Raw genomic sequence first — 16326 nt, forward strand, 5'->3', positions numbered from 1 at the left:
TCACCGCGCTGGAGCTGCGCGGGCTGGACCAGGAGACGCTGGAGCAGCACTACGGCGAGCCTGTCGGGTCAGTCGGTCTGCCGCGGCCGCCGCTGCGACCACCACAGCCCGGCCCCGCCCGCCGTCAGCAGCATCGCGCCCGCCGCGCCCAGCGGCAGCATGACCCGCTCGCTGCCGGTCTTCGGCAGCGCGTCGCCGCCCGGCGCCACGGGCTTGTTGTCGGTCCCCAGCAGCAGCGGGGTGGCCGGGGCGTTCGGCGTCGGGTTCGTGGTCCCGAAGGGAACCGGACCCTGCTGCCAGAACGTCTTCTTTCCGTCACTCGTCTGCACCGGAAGACAGATCTTGCCGGTCTTGCTGAGATCGAATGTCGCGTCCACGTCGTACGACTCCGACTTACCGGCCGCGAGATTGTCGATGGCGCAGGCGAAACCGCTGTTCGAGCCCTCCGGCAGATCCTTTTCCGCAATCGGAGAGCAGCCTTGAACGTTTTTGACCGTCATGCCGTCGAAACCGACGACCAAAAGCCTGATCTTTCCGCTGTCCTTGGTCCCCTCGTTCTTCACCGACGCGGTGAGCGCGGTCTCCTGCGAACTGTTGTCGACGTCGATCTGCGACGGCAGCGTCGTCGTCAGCTTGACACCGGCCGGTGCCGCGTCAACGGCTTTTCCCCCCTTGCCACTTGCGGGTCCTTCGTCCGCCGCGGCGGTGAACGGAAGGATCATCACCGCCGAGAAAGACGCTGTGACCAGCGTTCCGGCGATGGTCGTCATACGACGAGAACTCATGTTCGTCCCCCTTGGCTGCGCCTGAATTCGCAGTACTGGAAGAGGTACCACAAGATTTCTCCGCACTATGCTGGTACGGCGCGAAGTGTGACCATTGTGTTGAAGTAGTGTTGACCGGGGCGGCGTTGAGGGGGTGCAGCGGATTGCCGGGGAATACGGGAAACACGAGGAGCGGCGGAGTTCCAGGGCTTCTGGTGACCGGACGTTATCGCCTGGTCGAGAGTATCGGTCAGGGGGGAATGGGGCGGGTGTGGCGGGCCGCCGACGAAATGCTCGACCGGCAGGTGGCCGTCAAGGAGATGCGCATCGACGGCCTCGACGCGGAGGACACCCGCACCCGGCGTGAGCGGACGCTGCGCGAGGCCAGGGCCACGGCCCGGATCGACCACCCGAACGTCGTACGGGTCTACGACGTGGTGGACGAGGGCGAACGCCTGTGGATCGTCATGGAGTTGGTCCGGGGCCGCTCCCTGGAACGGATCATGGTGGAGGACGGTCCGCTGGGGCCCGCGGAGACCGCGCGCATCGGACTCGGGCTGGTGGAGGCGCTGCGGCAGGTCCATGCGCGCGGGGTGCTGCACCGGGACATCAAACCCGGGAACGTCCTCGTGGAGTCCGGGGAGCGGGGCGGACGGCGGGTCGTCCTCACGGACTTCGGGATCGCGGCGATGCAGGACGCGAAGGCGCTCACGATGGTGGGGATGCTGGTCGGCTCGCCGGACTACATGGCGCCGGAGCGGATCGCCGGGCGACCGCAGGGGCCTCCGTCCGACATCTGGTCCCTCGGCGCGACCCTGTGCGCGGCGCTCGGCGGCCGCTCCCCCTTCTCCCGCGACACCACCCTCGCGACGCTGCACGCGGTGCTGTACGAGGAGCCCCAACTCCCGTCATCGGCGGGCCCGCTGACCGACATCCTCGCCGCGCTCCTGGAAAAGGACCCGACCGTACGCCCGGCCCTGGAAGACCTCCACGCCGCCCTCCGCCCGATCGCGTTCCCGGCTTCGACACCGACGATGCCGGTGGGCGGGGGAGAGGGCGTGGGGTCGAGTGCCGGTGATCTGATCGAGACGGATTCGGGAGCGGCACGCGCGAGGGAGGAGGCCGAGCGTCCGGGACGTCGGGCAGGCCGGGGGATTCGGGGCGGTGGACCTGAGCGGGAGACGCCGCCGGCGGCCGGTGTGGGTCCGGAGCCGGGGGCGGAGATCGGGGTGCCGGTGCCGGCGGGGGCCGAGTCGCCTGGCGCACCGGGGTCGTCAGCGGGGGTGCCCGTCGCGTCGGCGGACTCGCGAGGCGTCACGGAGGAGGCCGAGGGGCGGGCCGCGCAGGACCCGTCGGCTGAACCGGCCGCTGCCTCGGAGGCGGCCCCTCCGTCTCCGTGGACACCGAGGGAACTGCCCACACCGGCCTATCTGGGGGCCGGGCTCGTACGGGCGGTACGCGATCCACGGGTGCCGGATGCGGGCGGTGAACCGGGGCCGGTGTCCGAGCCCGTGCGGACACCTGAGCTCGGCACGAGGACAGAGGCGCCGTCGGGTGCGGAGGTCCTTCCCCCCGGAGGAGGCGAGGCCGGGCCTTCTGCCGTGCAGGGTGATGTCGAGCCCACCGCGTCGGAGGGCCAGGCCGGGCCGGGCTCTCCCGAGAGCGAACCCGCCGATGCCGTCCCCGCAGACGCCGTACCGAACGGGCCCGCTGACTCAGACACCCACCGCACTCCTCCACACACCCCACCCGAAGGGTTCCGACAGGTCACGGAGGCACCCGACGCAAGAATCCAACCCGCGGCCCTGGGGGAGCCGTCCGTGCCGTCCGCGAGCGCCTCCAGCGAAGCTGCCTCGGCCGAACCGTTTGTGCCGCCTGAGCCCCAGGCCGCCGGTGCTTCCGTCGAGCCGTTCGTGTCGCGGGAGACCCAGGCCGCCGGTGCTTCTAGGGGAGCCGCGTCCGCGGAACCGTCCGTGCCGTCCGCGAGCGCCTCCAGCGAAGCTGCCTCGGCCGAACCGTTTGTGCCGCCTGAGCCCCAGGCCGCCGGTGCTTCCGTCGAGCCGTTCGTGCCGCGGGAGACCCAGGCCGCCGGTGCTTCTAGGGGAGCCGCGTCCGCGGAGCCGTCCGTGCCGCCCGCCTCTCAGGCTGCCAGCGCCCCCAGGGGAGCCGCCTCCGCCGAGCCGTTCGTGCCGCCCGCCTCTCAGGCCGCGAGCGCCTCCACGGAAGCCGCCTCCGGCGAGCGCTCGGAGGTCCGTTCCGAGACGCCGTCCGGGAATTCCGCGGCGGCCGCGCTCCGCGCCTCCGTACCCACCGCGAGCCACCCCGTGGCCAGCGCTCCCACTCAGGACTCCCTGACCGCCGGCGCCCCCACCGAGCACTTCCCGGGCCCGGAGGCCCCGACCCGCGACAGTCTGGCCTCCGCCCCCACCCGAGCCACCCCCCGACGCCCCGGCGTCTCCCTGGCCCGCGCGAAGCCGGTCCCCGAACAACGCCCGCCAGCCGCCCAGGACTTGGAAACCCCCACCCCCGCCACGCCCGGCACCGACCGAGACACCAACGCGCCCCAAGCCCTGGCTCCCGACGCGGGCGCAGGTCAACTCCCCGCCTCCGGTACAGGATTTGCCGCGGGCGCGGGCCAAGCCTTGCTACCAGGCACCAGCCCTGAGGCCGGCGCGGGCCAACTCTCCAGCTCCGGCGCAGGCCGTGACGCGGGCGCGGGCCAAGCCCTGCTACCCGGCACCGGCCCTAAGGCCAGCCCGGGTCAACTCCCCGGCCCCGGCGTCAGCCGTGACGCCGGCGCGGGCCAAGCCCTGCTACCCCGCACCGGCCCCGACGTGGGCGCCGGTCAACTCCCCGGCCCCGGCGCCAGCCGTGACGCCGGCGCGGGCCAAGTCCTGCTACCCCGCACCGCCCCCGACGCCGGCGCGGGTCAACTCCCCAGCTCCAACACAGGCCGTGCGGGCGCAGACGCAGGCGAAGCCCCGGCCTCCGGCACCGGCCCCGATCCACGCCAAGCCCCGGCCTCCGGCACCGCCCCAGACACCCCCACAAACACCCACCCCGACACCGACACCGGCCCCGGAATCCCCGACCCCACCAACACCCCCAACTCCTCCCTCCTCCTAGGCCCCCACCCCCTCCGCACACCCCCACCCCACACCGCCCACCCCCACCGCCGCACCGCGATCCTCGTCGCCCTGGCCGCCGCCATCACCGCGGGCGCGGTCGTCGTCGCCGTCCTCCTGATGAACGGCTCGCCCGACGACAACCGTGCGAACCCGTCGACGTCGATCCCACCGTCCGCCTCCGCCTCCACCACCGGCCCCTCACCCACCGTCGAGGGCACCTCCAGGCCGCCCCTCCCGCCCGGCACCCGCAACGAGTCCGGGCTGTTCACCTGGATCCCGCCCGACGGCTGGAAGCGGACGGTCTTCAGCGGGTCGTACGTGCGCTACACCTCACCCGACGGCACCCAGGAGATCTGGGGCCGGGCGAGCATGGCCACCAAGAACTCCACCCTCCTGCAGAACTGGGAGCAGGAAGAGGCCACCCACACCAGCAAGGGCCAGGGCTACCGCAGGATCCGGCTGGAGGAGACCACCTTCCAGGACCGGCCCGCCGTCGCCTGGGAGTACACGGTCACCACGCAGGGCGAACCCTGGCACGCCCGCCTCCTCGGCTTCCGCAAGGGCAGAATGTCGTACGAGATCAGCACCTGGTACCAGGCCGACACGGAGAGCACGGCCGTGCCGACGTACGAGAAGGTCCGCGACAGCTTCACCGCCCTCTGAAGTTCTCTGAAAAGCAGAACGGGCCCCGCGGCACACGCCACGGGGCCCGATACCGGGAAGGTCAGCCCACGGACACCTTGTCCGTCGCCTCGCCCTCACCGCCCGCGCTCGCCACCGCGACCGCCGAACGCCCGCCCCCGACCCGCTCCTTGACCACCGCGACGACCAGCACCCCCGCCGCGACGAGCAACGACAACAGCACGGTCGTACGCCCGTCGTGCTCCGTGTCGGTCAGCATGTAGCCGAGGACGAACACGATCAACGCGGCCGTCGCCCACGTCAGATACGGGTACAGCCACATCTTCACGACCAGCTTCTCCGGCGCCTCGGCCTGGATGATCCGCCGCATCCGCAGCTGCGAGGCGCAGATGACCAGCCACACGAACAGGGCGACCGCGCCTGAGGAGTTGACCAGGAAGAGGAAGATCTTGTCGGGCGAGAGGTAGTTGAAGAAGACGGCGACGAAACCGAAGACCACGGACGCGAGGATCGCGGCCATCGGTACGCCCCGGGAGTTGACGCGCGCGAACGACTTCGGCGCGTCCCCCCGCTCGCCGAGCGAGAAGGCCATCCGGGAGGCCGTGTAGAGGCCGGAGTTGAGACAGGACAGCACCGAGGTCAGCACGATGAAGTTCATGATCTGACCGGCGTGCGCGATACCGAGCGAGTCCAGGGCGGCGACGTAGGACCCCTCGTCGGCGATGGACTTGGAGTCCCACGGCAGCAGCGTGACGACGACGAAGATCGAGCCCAGGTAGAAGACGGCGATCCGCCAGATCACGCTGTTGGTGGCCTTGGTGACGGCCTGCTGCGGGTTCGCGGTCTCGCCCGCGGCGAGCGTGACGATCTCGCTGCCCATGAAGGAGAAGACGACCAGCAGGACACCGGTGAGGATCGCGCCCGCGCCGTTCGGCAGGAACCCGCCGTGCCCGGTGAGGTTGGAGAAGCCCGCCTGGTCCGCGTCGACGCCCGGCAGCACACCGAACACGGCCAGCAGGCCGATCACGATGAACGCGCCGATCGCCACGACCTTGATCCCGGCGAACCAGAACTCGAACTCGCCGTAGGAGCCCACGGACACGAGGTTGGTGGCGGTGAGCACGATCATCACGATCAGCGCCCAGCCCCACTGCGGTACGGCCGGGATCCAGCCCTCCAGGATCTTGGCGCCGGCGGTGGCCTCCACCGCGAGCACCACGACCCAGAAGAACCAGTACAGCCAGCCGATGGAGAAGCCGGCCCAACGGCCGAGCGCGCGGTCGGCGTGCGCGGAGAACGAGCCGGAGGTGGGGTTGGCCGCCGACATCTCGCCGAGCATCCGCATCACGAGGACGACGAGCAGACCGACGAGGGCGTACGACAGGAGGATGCCGGGGCCCGCGGTGGCGATGCCCGAGCTGGAGCCGACGAAGAGACCGGCACCGATGACGCCGCCGATGGCGATCATCGAGAGATGGCGGTCCTTGAGTCCGGCCTGGAGACCAGTCATGGGGGGAATTCCTTCGCGCCAGGTGGGGGAGTGGCGTACGAGCGGCGTACGAGTCGGTCCAGTGAATCGGAGGTTAAGTAATTCGTGAACCTCTGAATCCAGATCGTTACTTGAGGTTTCCTTGAGGTTCCATGGTGGCCTGCAGAGTTTTCCGGGCCGACACCCGAGGCTGCTGCCCCGAAACAGCCATGTCACACTCATCCCATGCGCGTGTATCTCGGCTCCGACCATGCGGGCTTCGAACTCAAGAACCACCTCGTCGACTGGCTGAAGGCGGCCGGTCACGACCCGGTGGACTGCGGCCCCCACATCTACGACGCCCAGGACGACTACCCGCCGTTCTGCCTCCGCGCCGCGGAGCGGACGGCGGCGGACCCCGACGCCCTCGGCATCGTGATCGGCGGCTCCGGCAACGGCGAGCAGATCGCGGCGAACAAGGTCAAGGGCGTGCGCGCGGCCCTCGCGTGGAGCGAGGAGACCGCGGCGCTCGGGCGTCAGCACAACAACGCCAACGTCGTGGCCATCGGCGGGCGCATGCACACCACGGAGGAGGCGACGAAGTTCGTCGAGACCTTCCTCGGCACGCCGTTCTCCGGTGACGAGCGCCACGCCCGCCGTATCGAGATGCTGGCCGACTACGAGACGACCGGCGACCTGCCCCCGATCCCGGCCCACCACCCCCAGCAGTAGTTCGCAGCCGGAGGACGGCCGACGAGGAAAGACGGACGACGAGGAAAGAGGGGCCCGTGCCTGAGGGGCACACCATTCACCGGCTGGCGCAGGACTACGGCGCCAGGTTTCTCGGCACGGCACCCCGCGTCACCAGCCCCCAGGGCAAGTTCTCCGACGCCGCCGCCCTGCTCGACGGCTCCGAGCTGACCCGTACCGAGGCGCACGGCAAGCACCTCTTCCTCGGCTTCCGCGACAGCGACTGGGTCCACATCCACCTCGGCCTCTTCGGCAAGGTCGCCTTCGGCGACGCCCCCGCGCCCCCGCCCACGGACACCGTCCGGCTGCGGCTCGCGAACAGCACGGCGTACGTCGATCTCCGCGGCCCCACGACCTGCGCGCTGATCACCCCCGACGAGAAGCGGGCGATACACGACCGCCTCGGCCCGGACCCGCTGCGCGAGGACGCCGACCCGCGCGCCGCCCACCGGCGGATCTCCCGCAGCCGTACGACGATCGCGGCCCTGCTGATGGACCAGAAGGTCATCGCCGGCGTCGGCAACGTCTACCGCGCCGAGGTCCTCTTCCGGCACCGCGTCGACCCGTACCGCGCGGGCAAGGACATCACCCCCGCCGAGTGGGACGCGATCTGGGCCGACCTCGTCGACCTGATGCGCGAGGGCGTCCGCAACAACCGCATCGACACGGTCCGCCCCGAGCACACCCCGGAGGCGATGGGCCGCCCGCCCCGCGTCGACGACCACGGCGGCGAGGTCTACGTGTACCGCAGGGCGAACCTGCCCTGTCACATCTGTGGCGGCGAGATCCGCACCGCCGATCTCGCCGCCCGCAACCTCTTCTGGTGCCCCGGCTGCCAGAAAGCCTGACGCCCGGCCAGAAGCCGTAAGGTCCGACGCCTGACTAGAACCCGTGCGGCAGCCAGGGCGCCACCGCCGCCCCGAACGCCACCGTCGCCTCCGTCAACGCCCCCTGCCGTACCTCCCGCACCAGTCCGGCGGTCGCCAACGAGGAGAGGCTCACGCCACCGAGGTACGCGGCCGCCAACTCCCGTACGGACAGGGCGAGATCGGCCGAGTCCGTCGTACGGGAGCAGGACGCGCCCTTGGCGTCGCCGCTCAGGCGCCAACGCCCGCTGTTCCAGGGGCAGAAGGCGTCCTCGACCTCCAACACGACGTCCACCGGCGCCTGGTAGGTCCGCGCCTCCAGGGCCGCCCCGACGTCGACCAGGCGGACGTGCAGGGAGTCCCGGAGCAGGAGTCCGCAGCGGCGCAGGTCGGAGGCGAGGTACTGCCACGGCTCGTCGACCGGGCGGCGCCGCGCGTCGATCCGGCTCGTGAGGTCGAGGTCGAACAGGAAGCGCCACAGCGCGGCGTGCGCCGGGGCGTCCAGCGCGTCGAGGTCCGAGAGGACGACCGTGCCCTTGGGCCCGGCGGGCTCCCAGTCCGCCTTCACGCGGTAGCGGACGTACCCGACGACCTCGCCGTCCCGCTCCGCGACCACGCACTGCAGCGGCGAGGCGCCGTCCCGCTCGCTCTCCGGGTCGAGCAGCCACAGCTTCTCCCAGCCGGGGATCCGGGCCACCATGCCCGGCCGCCCGGGCACCAGACGCGCGTACACCGCCTCGCACGCCTCCAGCACGTCGGCGGGCGCCGCGTACCGCAGCCGTACGGCGTCGGTGCCGGGCGGCACGGTGAGCCGGACCCGGGTCGTGTCGATGTCGGCGTTGAGATGGAAGGTGGCGGCGGCGTACCCGAACCGGCCGTAGATGGCCGGTTCCGACGCCGTCAGGACGGCCAGCGGCTCGCCCCAGGCGCGGACGTCGTCCAGCTGGCGGCGCATCATCGAGGTCAGCACACCGCGCCTGCGGTGCGTGCCGGCCACGCTGACCATGGTGACGCCCGCCGCCGGCACCGAGGCGCCGCCCGGCACGGTGAGCCGGAAGGAGAACGCCCCCGCCGTGCCGACGCACAGGTCACCGTCCCAGGCGCCGATCGAGCGGTCCCGTTCGGTGAGTTCGCGCCACAGCGCCTGCTCCTCGGCCGACTCCGCGACCCCGCCAAAGGCACGGACCAGGCCGTCGTACCACTGGTCCCAGTCATCCTGTTCGAGCACCCGCAAGTCAGTCCCCATGAACCATGCCTACCAGGGCATTGCGGGACGAGCGAGGGAATTTCTCCTTGGCGGCGACGCGACGGCCCCCGGTGAAGTTCACTGTGAAGTTGAACCTCGGACGGGGGACAAGTGGGACCTCCCGTGCCAAGCAGCTGGTCCGATGGATAGGGTCCCGAACTAATGGCAGCAGGACGAGAGCGGCGCGCGGAAGCCGAGACGTTCACGGCCCGGTTGAGAATGCAGTGGCACCGGGCCCGCGTCGGCGTGCGCAGAAGCGCCGTGGACTACTTCCGCGGCGACGGCTCGGACTGGGTCGCGCTCGCGGGTCTGCTGCTCACGATCCCGCTGATCGCCGCCGTCACGCTGATGAACGAGGTGTGGTGCTCCCCGGCCGCGCTGGTCCTCCCGATCGTCGCCGGCGGCCTGCTGCTGCGCCCGGCGAGCCTGCTCGGGCTGTACGCGGCCGCGGCCACCGCGCTGATCGTGGAGTCGGTGCAGCTCGGGCCGTACACCGAGGGGCCCTCGCGGGTCACACCGGGTGTGGTCCTGGTCGTGGCCGCCTGCGGGTTCTTCGGGCTGCTGATCGCGCAGTTCCGCAGCCGGGTCGGCGTGCCCTGGCGGCGTGGCGGAACCATGCTGTTCGACCTGCGCGAACGCATCCGCGTGCAGAGCAAGCTGCCGACGCTGCCGCCCGGCTGGCACCGCGAGATGGCGCTGCGGCCGGCGGGCGGCCAGTCGTTCTCCGGTGACTTCGTCGTCGCGGCGCGGACCAACGGCGGCCGGACCATGGAGGTCGTCCTCACGGACGTCTCCGGCAAGGGCATGGACGCGGCGTCGCGTGCGCTGCTGCTGTCGGGCGCGTTCGGCGGACTGTTGGGTTCCCTGCCCCCGCACGCGTTCCTGCCGGCCGCGAACGGCTATCTGCTGCGGCAGGACTGGGACGAAGGTTTCGCCACGTCCATCCACCTCGTCCTCGACCTGGACTCGGGCGACTACGAGTTGTACTCCGCGGGGCATCCGCCGGGCCTTCAGCTGAGCTCGGGCAGCGGCCGCTGGGAGGAGAAGGCAGCGGAGGGGCCGCTTCTCGGTGTGTACGACGGCGCGCAGTTCGACCCTGTGAAGGGCTCGCTGCGGCCCGGTGACGTGTTGATGCTGTTCACAGACGGTCTGGTGGAGACGTCCGACCGCGACATAGTGGAGGGCATCGACCGCCTCACCGGCGAGGCGGACCGCTATGTCGCCGGCGGCTTCCACGGCGCGGCCTGGCACCTCATCGAGGCGGTCGCGAAGGACGTCAACGACGACCGGGCGCTGCTGCTGATCAGCCGCGAAGGGCACGCGTCGGTCCGGGTGTAGTCGCCCCGCCGGGTGGGGTTTCCCCCCGGGCCCATCCGCCGGCCGACCTCATCGCCCCGGGCCACCCCCGATCCGTACGTTCGAGAGGACGACGCAACGGATCGAAGGGCCCCCGCCGTGCCAGCCGCCTGGGCCGTAGAACTGCACGGAGTGACCCGCCGCTACGGGCGGGGTTCCTCCGCCGTCCACGCCCTGCGCGGTATCGACCTCACCCTCCCGCCCGGCACGTTCGCCGTCTGGCCTCCGCGATCACCCCGATCGTGCTCGCCATGGCCTTCTCGTCGGTCCTCGTCTTCATGCACACCAGCGAGGACCGCGTCACCGAGAAGCAGCAGCGCGCGGGCATCCTCGCCGACCACATCGTCACCGCCGACCCGGGGCTGGCCCCGGACGCCGTACGACAGGCCGAGCGCGCCCCCGAAGTCACCGCCGCCGTGGGCCTGTTGCGCACCTCGGTGCTGGTGCCCGCGTCGGACGGCTCGCTCGCCTCGGCCTCAGCACAGGGCGTCATCGGCACGGCCCACGACCTGGACGCCGTACAGGACTTGGACGTGCGCCAAGGCCAACTGGCCCTGAAAGCCGGGGAGATCGCGGTCGACGCCACCGTCGCCGACAACGCCGACCGCGCCGTCGGCGACCGCCCCCCCGGTCCGCCTCCCCGACGGCACCCGCGCCGAGCCCCGGATCGTGGCCACGTACGGCCGCGGCCTGGGCCTCGCCCAGGTGACGATGGCCCGCGCCGACCTCGCACCCCACGTCAGCAGCGCCTACGACACCGAACTGTGGACCAAGGACGACTACACCACCGCCCAGTCCGTCGACCGCGCGCTCAACGCCTGGGCGAACAACGTCATGGCGGCCGTCCTCGGCGGCTTCGCGGCCGTCGCCGCCGTCAACACGCTGGTGATGACCGTCCTCGCCCTCCCCCACGCTCGAACAACCTCGCGCGGGGGGACCCCCATCGCGAACTCGGCACGCTCCGCCTCATCGGCTCCACCCGCCGCCAGGTGCTGCGCATGGTCCGCTGGGAGGCCCTCCTGGTAGCCCTCGCCGGCATCGTCCTCGGCACGGCGATCGCCCTGGCCACGCTGGTGCCGATGACGAAGGGGCTGACGGGGGAGGGGCCGTACATCCCGCCCCTGGTCTACGGCCTCTTCGCGGGCGCGACCGTGGCGCTCGGGCTGACCGCGGTCACCCTTCCCGCCCGCGCCGCGCTCCGGGCGGAGACACTGGACGGGTGACGCACACCGGACGACTCACCCTGGCCGAGGTCGAGGCCACCGCCCGCGCCGCCCACGAGGGCCAGACCGACAAGGCGGGCCGGCCCTACGCCGAACACCTGAGCGCGGTCGCCGAGGGAGTCCGCGCGCGGGGCGGCGACGAGGAGCAGATCGCGGCGGCCTGGCTGCACGACGCCGTCGAGGACGACGCGCTCTCCGCGCACTGGCTGGAGGAGGCGGCCCTGAGCCGCCGTACGAAGGACATCGTGCTCGCCGTCACCAAGCGGGCCGGGGAGCCGCCGGAGGCGTACGCCGGGCGCATCCTCGTCACCCCGGGCGCGCTCCTGGTCAAGGAGGCGGACCTGGCGCACAACGCGGACCCCGAGCGCCTCGCCGTGCTCGACGGGGCGACCAGGGCGCGGCTGACCGAGAAGTACGCCAGGATGCGCGCGCTGCTCGGTGTCCCTACGCGTTGACCTTCTGACGCGGGGCCGGCACCACGGGCGGGATCCGCTCGGGGACCGCGTCGGGCTTGAACGCCCACTTCATGTCGGGCTCCATCACACACCGGAAGAGTCGCCGTACCGGCGCGGTGCACAGCGCGGTGACGGCGAGCGCGGCGAGGGCGCTCACGAAGAGCTCGCCGAGCGGGCGGTGCAGCCAGGCGCGGTCGAACCAGCCCGCGTACTCGGCGGCCTTGATCAGGAAGCCGTGCAGCAGATAGCCGTAGAGCGTGCCCGCGCCGAGCGCGGTGCACCACAGCCGCCGGCCCGGCACCCAGGCGAAGAAGCAGGCCGTCAGCAGCAGCGAGCAGGCGAACATCGCCAGGACCATCAGCGGGCCCGTCCACCAGGGCGCGCCCAGCTGCTGCACGGCGTCCCGGTGGAAGAACCACTCGACGTCCATGCGCGGCACCGCCCACCAGCCGACGGCGAGCGCGGCCGCGAACACCGGCACCGCCGCGACCCGCACCGAGCGCCGGCGCACCAGCCGGAAGTGCTCGGGCTTCAGCACCAGGCCCAGGACGAAGTACGGCAGGAACTGCAGCACCCGCTGGAGGTCCAGGTCGTCGCCGATGTCCGGAGTCACGGACGCCAGCATCGCGATGCCGAGCGCGAGCGGCAGCGGCCACCGCACGACCTTCCAGACCGGGGTGGTCAGCCGCCAGACGAACAGGGCGACCAGGAACCAGGTCAGGAACCACGGGTCGAGGAGGCTGATCTCCATGCCGGGGTCGTGGCCGCCGTAGCGCTGGAAGAGGGCGTACGCCGTCTCGAAGACGACGTACGGCACGGCGACACCGGTGACCAGCCGCCGCAGTCGGTCGGGGCGCATGTCGAAGCCGCGCGAGAAGAACCCGGAGATCACGATGAACGCCGGCATGTGGAACATGTACACGACCGTGTACACGCCCTCCAGGATCCGGCTGTCGTCCTTGATCGGTTCCCAGGAGTGGGCGACGGCCACCAGGACGATCGCGAGGTACTTGGCGTTGTCGAAGAAGGGGTCGCGCTGCTCGGCCCGCGGCGGGCGCGGACGGGGGACGGCGTCGGCGGCGGCTGAAAACATCTGAGGCACCTTAGACCCGGCTGTGTGTTTCCGTAAAACCCGCTTGACGGCTCCCCGTTGTTCACTCACGGTGTCATCCCGGGGCGTCCGCAGGGGGGTTCGCACCGAAATGATCCGGCCATCGCGGCCACCCCGGGTATCGGCCTGGCCAAACGTTGGCTCACCGGCCGCATATGCGGGCCGCGTTGGTGGCACGATGGTTCTGGCGGGGGTGCGCGGGGTCGCGTCCCCGGGCCGGGAGCGGACCGACCGAGGGTGTGATCAGTTGTGGCCATTTCACTGTCAGTGGTGCTGCTGTTGGGGATCATCCTGGTGGTGTTGATGCGGGGCGGCTCCATCAAGGCGGGACCCGCCATCGTCGCCGTGCTCTTCGGCTTCTTCCTCGCCTCGACCGGCATGGCCGACGACATCCAACGCTTCCTGGACTCGATAGCGGACACCATCAACTCGATCCAGTTCTAGCCCCGCACCACCCGGCGAAGAACCACAAAGACCTCCGGCCCGACCCCTCGAAGGGGACCGGGCCGGAGGCCTTGTCAGAGCGGGCGACGGGAATCGAACCCGCGTAGCTAGTTTGGAAGACTAGGGCTCTACCATTGAGCTACGCCCGCACGGAGCGCGCCGCAGATCGGTGACCGCGGCACTGGAGCATCCTAGCGGGTCGTCCCCCCTCGCCGCACACCCGGTTAATAGGGCGGCCGTGCCCCCCCCGCGGGCATGTACCCTACGTGTCGCACCAGACGGGGTGTGGCGCAGCTTGGTAGCGCGTCCGCTTTGGGAGCGGAAGGCCGTGGGTTCAAATCCCGCCACCCCGACCATCTGATCATCCGGATCGTCTCCAGTGATCGCCTTTGGGGCGTGTCGCCGCTGCCGTTACTATGCAAGCTGCACGCCCGTGTGTCTCTCCTCTGATGAAGTCCTCCGGGCGGCTAATCCGCAGGGTCGGTCTGGCCCCGGCGGAATCCAAGATGTCAGCCACAAGGAGACCGAACCGTGAAGAGCGCCGTGGAGACCCTGAACCCGACCCGGGTTCGGCTCAGCATCGAGGTGCCCTTCGAGGAGCTCAAGGACAGCCTCGACGCGGCGTACAAGAAGATCAACCAGCAGGTCACGGTGAAGGGCTTCCGCAAGGGCAAGATCCCCGCGCGCGTCATCGACCAGCGGTTCGGCCGCGGTGCGGTCCTGGAGGAGGCCGTCAACGACGCGCTTCCGAAGTTCTACACCGAGGCGGTCAACGAGGCCGAGATCGACGTCCTCGGCCAGCCCGAGGTCGACATCACGGAGCTGAAGGACGGCGAGACGCTGAACTTCACCGCCGAGGTCGACGTCCGCCCCGCCCTGGAGCTTCCCGAGGACTTCTCCTCCATCGAGGTCGAGGTCGACGCCGTCGAGGTCACCGAAGAGGACATCGACAAGTCCGTCGAGCAGCTCCGCGAGCGCTTCGCCTCCACCTCCCCGGTCGAGCGCGCCGCCGAGGACGGCGACGTCGTCACCATCGACCTGGAGGCCAAGGTCGACGGCGAGGTGCTGGAGGACGGCATCGCGTCCGGCGTCTCCTACACCATCGGCTCCGGCGAGCTCCTCGAGGGCATCGACGACGCCGTGAAGGGCCTGGAGGCCGGTGGCGAGGCCACCTTCACCTCCGAGCTCAAGGGCGGCTCCGCGGCCGGCAAGGAGGCCGAGGTCACCGTCAAGGTCAGCCAGGTCGCCGCCCGCGAACTGCCCGAGCTGGACGACGAGTTCGCGCAGCTCGCCTCCGAGTTCGACACCCTCGACGAGCTGAAGGCCGACAGCCGCAAGCGCCTCGAGAACATGAAGCAGTACGACCAGGCCACCCAGGCCCAGGAGCGCGTCCTGGAGAAGCTCCTGGACCTCGTCGAGGTGCCCGTCCCCGAGAAGCTCCTCGAGGACGAGATCAACACCCGCAAGCACAACCTGGAGCACCACCAGCTCGGCCAGATGGGCCTCGACCTCGAGAAGTACCTCGAGATCCAGGGCAAGACCGCCGAGGAGTTCGACACCGAGACCAAGGACGCCGCGGTCAAGGGCATCAAGACCCAGTTCGTCCTCGACGAGCTGGTCAAGCGCGAGAAGCTGAACGTCAACCAGGAGGAGCTCACCGAGCACCTCATGCGCCGTGCGGCCTCCTCCGGCATGTCCCCCGACCAGTTCGCCCAGGCGGTCGTCGAGGGCGGCCAGGTCCCGCTGCTCGTCGGCGAGGTCGCCCGCGGCAAGGCCCTCGCGGTCGTCGTCGAGTCCGCCACGGTCAAGGACACCAACGGCGAGATCGTCGACCTGGACGACGAGGAAGAGGAGACCGAGGCGACCGACGGCGAGACCGTCGAGGCCCCGGCCGCCGAGGACAAGCCCGAGGCCTGACGCCTACGGCGCCTCTGAAGGACGTACGACGGGCTCTGGGGAGTGAGACAACCCAGGGCCCGTCTTGTCATACCCCAGGGGCAGCACACCCAGGGGCGCGGGGAACTGCGCGACAAGCCTCCACGCACCCGCAGCCGCCCACAGACCCTCACCGCCACGGCGACTAGGCGGCGGCCCCCTCTACGCCCCCGGCGAACAGCCCCGTATCAGGGATTCCCCGAAGGGACCCGCGCGTTAGGGTCCATGAATACGAGGGCAGTGGAGTCCCGATCGGCTCCCTCCCGAAGGGAAACGCGAAGACGGCCCGGCGCCGTCGTAAGACGAGCAGGTGGATACGTGACGAATCTGATGCCCTCCGCCGCCGGCGAGCCTTCCATCGGCGGTGGCCTCGGCGACCATGTCTACAACCGGCTGCTCAACGAGCGGATCATCTTCCTCGGCCAGCCGGTCGACGACGACATCGCGAACAAGATCACCGCACAGCTGCTGCTCCTTGCCGCCGACCCCGACAAGGACATCTACCTCTACATCAACAGCCCGGGCGGTTCGATCACGGCCGGCATGGCGATCTACGACACCATGCAGTACATCAAGAACGACGTGGTGACCATCGCCATGGGCCTCGCCGCCTCCATGGGCCAGTTCCTGCTCAGCGCGGGCACCCCCGGCAAGCGCTTCGCGCTGCCGAACGCCGAGATCCTGATCCACCAGCCCTCCGCCGGTCTCGCCGGCTCGGCCTCGGACATCAAGATCCACGCCGAGCGGCTGCTGCACACCAAGAAGCGCATGGCCGAACTCACCTCGCAGCACACCGGCCAGACGGTCGAGCAGGTCACCCGCGACTCGGACCGCGACCGCTGGTTCGACGCCTTCGAGGCCAAGGAGTACGGCCTCATCGACGACGTGATCGCCACGGCCGCCGGTATGCCGGGCGGCGGCGGCACCGGGGCCTGACC

Annotated in this window: 12 protein-coding genes, 2 tRNA genes and 2 pseudogenes; 11 read left to right on the plus strand and 5 right to left on the minus strand. The window is 70.8% G+C overall.

Translation table 11 applies throughout. From position 1 onward, the window contains the following. Nucleotides 1-68 precede the first annotated feature (68 nt). Complete coding sequence (locus ABZ896_RS26515; protein WP_360934025.1) at nucleotides 69-785, minus strand: LPXTG cell wall anchor domain-containing protein; 717 nt, start codon at nucleotides 783-785, stop codon at nucleotides 69-71. 194 nt (nucleotides 786-979) lie between these two features. Here ABZ896_RS26515 and ABZ896_RS26520 point away from each other — a divergent pair, with 194 nt between their 5' ends. Further along, the gene (locus ABZ896_RS26520) at nucleotides 980-4555 is read left to right on the plus strand and encodes a protein kinase (protein ID WP_360934028.1); all 3576 of its coding nucleotides are present in this window, start codon (nucleotides 980-982) and stop codon (nucleotides 4553-4555) included. A gap of 61 nt (nucleotides 4556-4616) precedes the next feature. On the opposite strand, the gene ABZ896_RS26525 is transcribed toward ABZ896_RS26520, so the two are convergent. Next, entirely contained in the window at nucleotides 4617-6044 is a 1428-nt protein-coding gene (locus tag ABZ896_RS26525) for an amino acid permease (RefSeq protein WP_360934031.1), read from the minus strand. A 204-nt stretch (nucleotides 6045-6248) separates the two neighbouring features. Between ABZ896_RS26525 and ABZ896_RS26530 the strand changes: the two genes are divergently transcribed. Next, on the plus strand, nucleotides 6249-6734 hold the full coding sequence (locus ABZ896_RS26530) for a ribose-5-phosphate isomerase (protein ID WP_360934034.1): 486 nt from the start codon (nucleotides 6249-6251) through the stop codon (nucleotides 6732-6734). Nucleotides 6735-6790: 56 nt separating this feature from the next. Then, nucleotides 6791-7600 (plus strand): DNA-formamidopyrimidine glycosylase family protein, encoded by an 810-nt coding sequence (locus ABZ896_RS26535; protein WP_360934037.1) that lies wholly within the window; start codon nucleotides 6791-6793, stop codon nucleotides 7598-7600. A gap of 34 nt (nucleotides 7601-7634) precedes the next feature. Here ABZ896_RS26535 and ABZ896_RS26540 read toward each other — a convergent pair whose 3' ends face one another. Continuing rightward, the gene (locus ABZ896_RS26540) at nucleotides 7635-8864 is read right to left on the minus strand and encodes a GNAT family N-acetyltransferase (RefSeq protein WP_360934040.1); all 1230 of its coding nucleotides are present in this window, start codon (nucleotides 8862-8864) and stop codon (nucleotides 7635-7637) included. A gap of 162 nt (nucleotides 8865-9026) precedes the next feature. Between ABZ896_RS26540 and ABZ896_RS26545 the strand changes: the two genes are divergently transcribed. The 4 genes and pseudogenes from ABZ896_RS26545 to ABZ896_RS26560 all read left to right on the plus strand — a co-directional run bounded on the left by ABZ896_RS26545 (nucleotide 9027) and on the right by ABZ896_RS26560 (nucleotide 11898). Continuing rightward, entirely contained in the window at nucleotides 9027-10202 is a 1176-nt protein-coding gene (locus ABZ896_RS26545; RefSeq protein WP_360934042.1) for a PP2C family protein-serine/threonine phosphatase, read from the plus strand. Between the two features lie 117 nt (nucleotides 10203-10319). Next, nucleotides 10320-10433: pseudogene (locus tag ABZ896_RS26550) on the plus strand (ABC transporter ATP-binding protein); the annotation flags it as partial. After that, nucleotides 10427-11443 (plus strand): annotated as a pseudogene (locus tag ABZ896_RS26555) (ABC transporter permease); the annotation flags it as partial. The pseudogenes ABZ896_RS26550 and ABZ896_RS26555, both read left to right, overlap by 7 nt. Continuing rightward, complete coding sequence (locus ABZ896_RS26560; protein WP_360934045.1) at nucleotides 11440-11898, plus strand: HD domain-containing protein; 459 nt, start codon at nucleotides 11440-11442, stop codon at nucleotides 11896-11898. The pseudogene ABZ896_RS26555 and the gene ABZ896_RS26560, both read left to right, overlap by 4 nt. Here the strand turns inward: ABZ896_RS26560 and ABZ896_RS26565 are convergent. Continuing rightward, complete coding sequence (locus ABZ896_RS26565) at nucleotides 11888-12991, minus strand: acyltransferase family protein (protein ID WP_360934048.1); 1104 nt, start codon at nucleotides 12989-12991, stop codon at nucleotides 11888-11890. The two genes, ABZ896_RS26560 and ABZ896_RS26565, sit on opposite strands and share 11 nt — an antisense overlap. A 267-nt stretch (nucleotides 12992-13258) precedes the next feature. Between ABZ896_RS26565 and ABZ896_RS26570 the strand changes: the two genes are divergently transcribed. Next, the gene (locus ABZ896_RS26570) at nucleotides 13259-13453 is read left to right on the plus strand and encodes a hypothetical protein (RefSeq protein ID WP_020136157.1); all 195 of its coding nucleotides are present in this window, start codon (nucleotides 13259-13261) and stop codon (nucleotides 13451-13453) included. 78 nt (nucleotides 13454-13531) lie between these two features. On the opposite strand, the gene ABZ896_RS26575 is transcribed toward ABZ896_RS26570, so the two are convergent. After that, nucleotides 13532-13602: transfer RNA gene (locus ABZ896_RS26575), tRNA-Gly, on the minus strand. 130 nt (nucleotides 13603-13732) lie between these two features. Here ABZ896_RS26575 and ABZ896_RS26580 point away from each other — a divergent pair. From ABZ896_RS26580 to ABZ896_RS26590, 3 genes are all read left to right on the plus strand, one after another. Further along, nucleotides 13733-13809: transfer RNA gene (locus ABZ896_RS26580), tRNA-Pro, on the plus strand. A 175-nt stretch (nucleotides 13810-13984) separates the two neighbouring features. Next, nucleotides 13985-15370, plus strand: coding sequence for a trigger factor (gene tig, locus ABZ896_RS26585; RefSeq protein ID WP_360934052.1), 1386 nt, complete (start codon nucleotides 13985-13987; stop codon nucleotides 15368-15370). 348 nt (nucleotides 15371-15718) lie between these two features. Then, nucleotides 15719-16324 carry an ATP-dependent Clp protease proteolytic subunit gene (locus tag ABZ896_RS26590; protein ID WP_360934133.1) on the plus strand — a complete coding sequence of 202 codons (606 nt, stop codon included), beginning with the start codon at nucleotides 15719-15721 and terminating at the stop codon, nucleotides 16322-16324. Nucleotides 16325-16326: the final 2 nt, after the last annotated feature.

This window comes from Streptomyces sp. NPDC047072 (assembly GCF_040643855.1).
Lineage (GTDB): Bacteria > Actinomycetota > Actinomycetes > Streptomycetales > Streptomycetaceae > Streptomyces.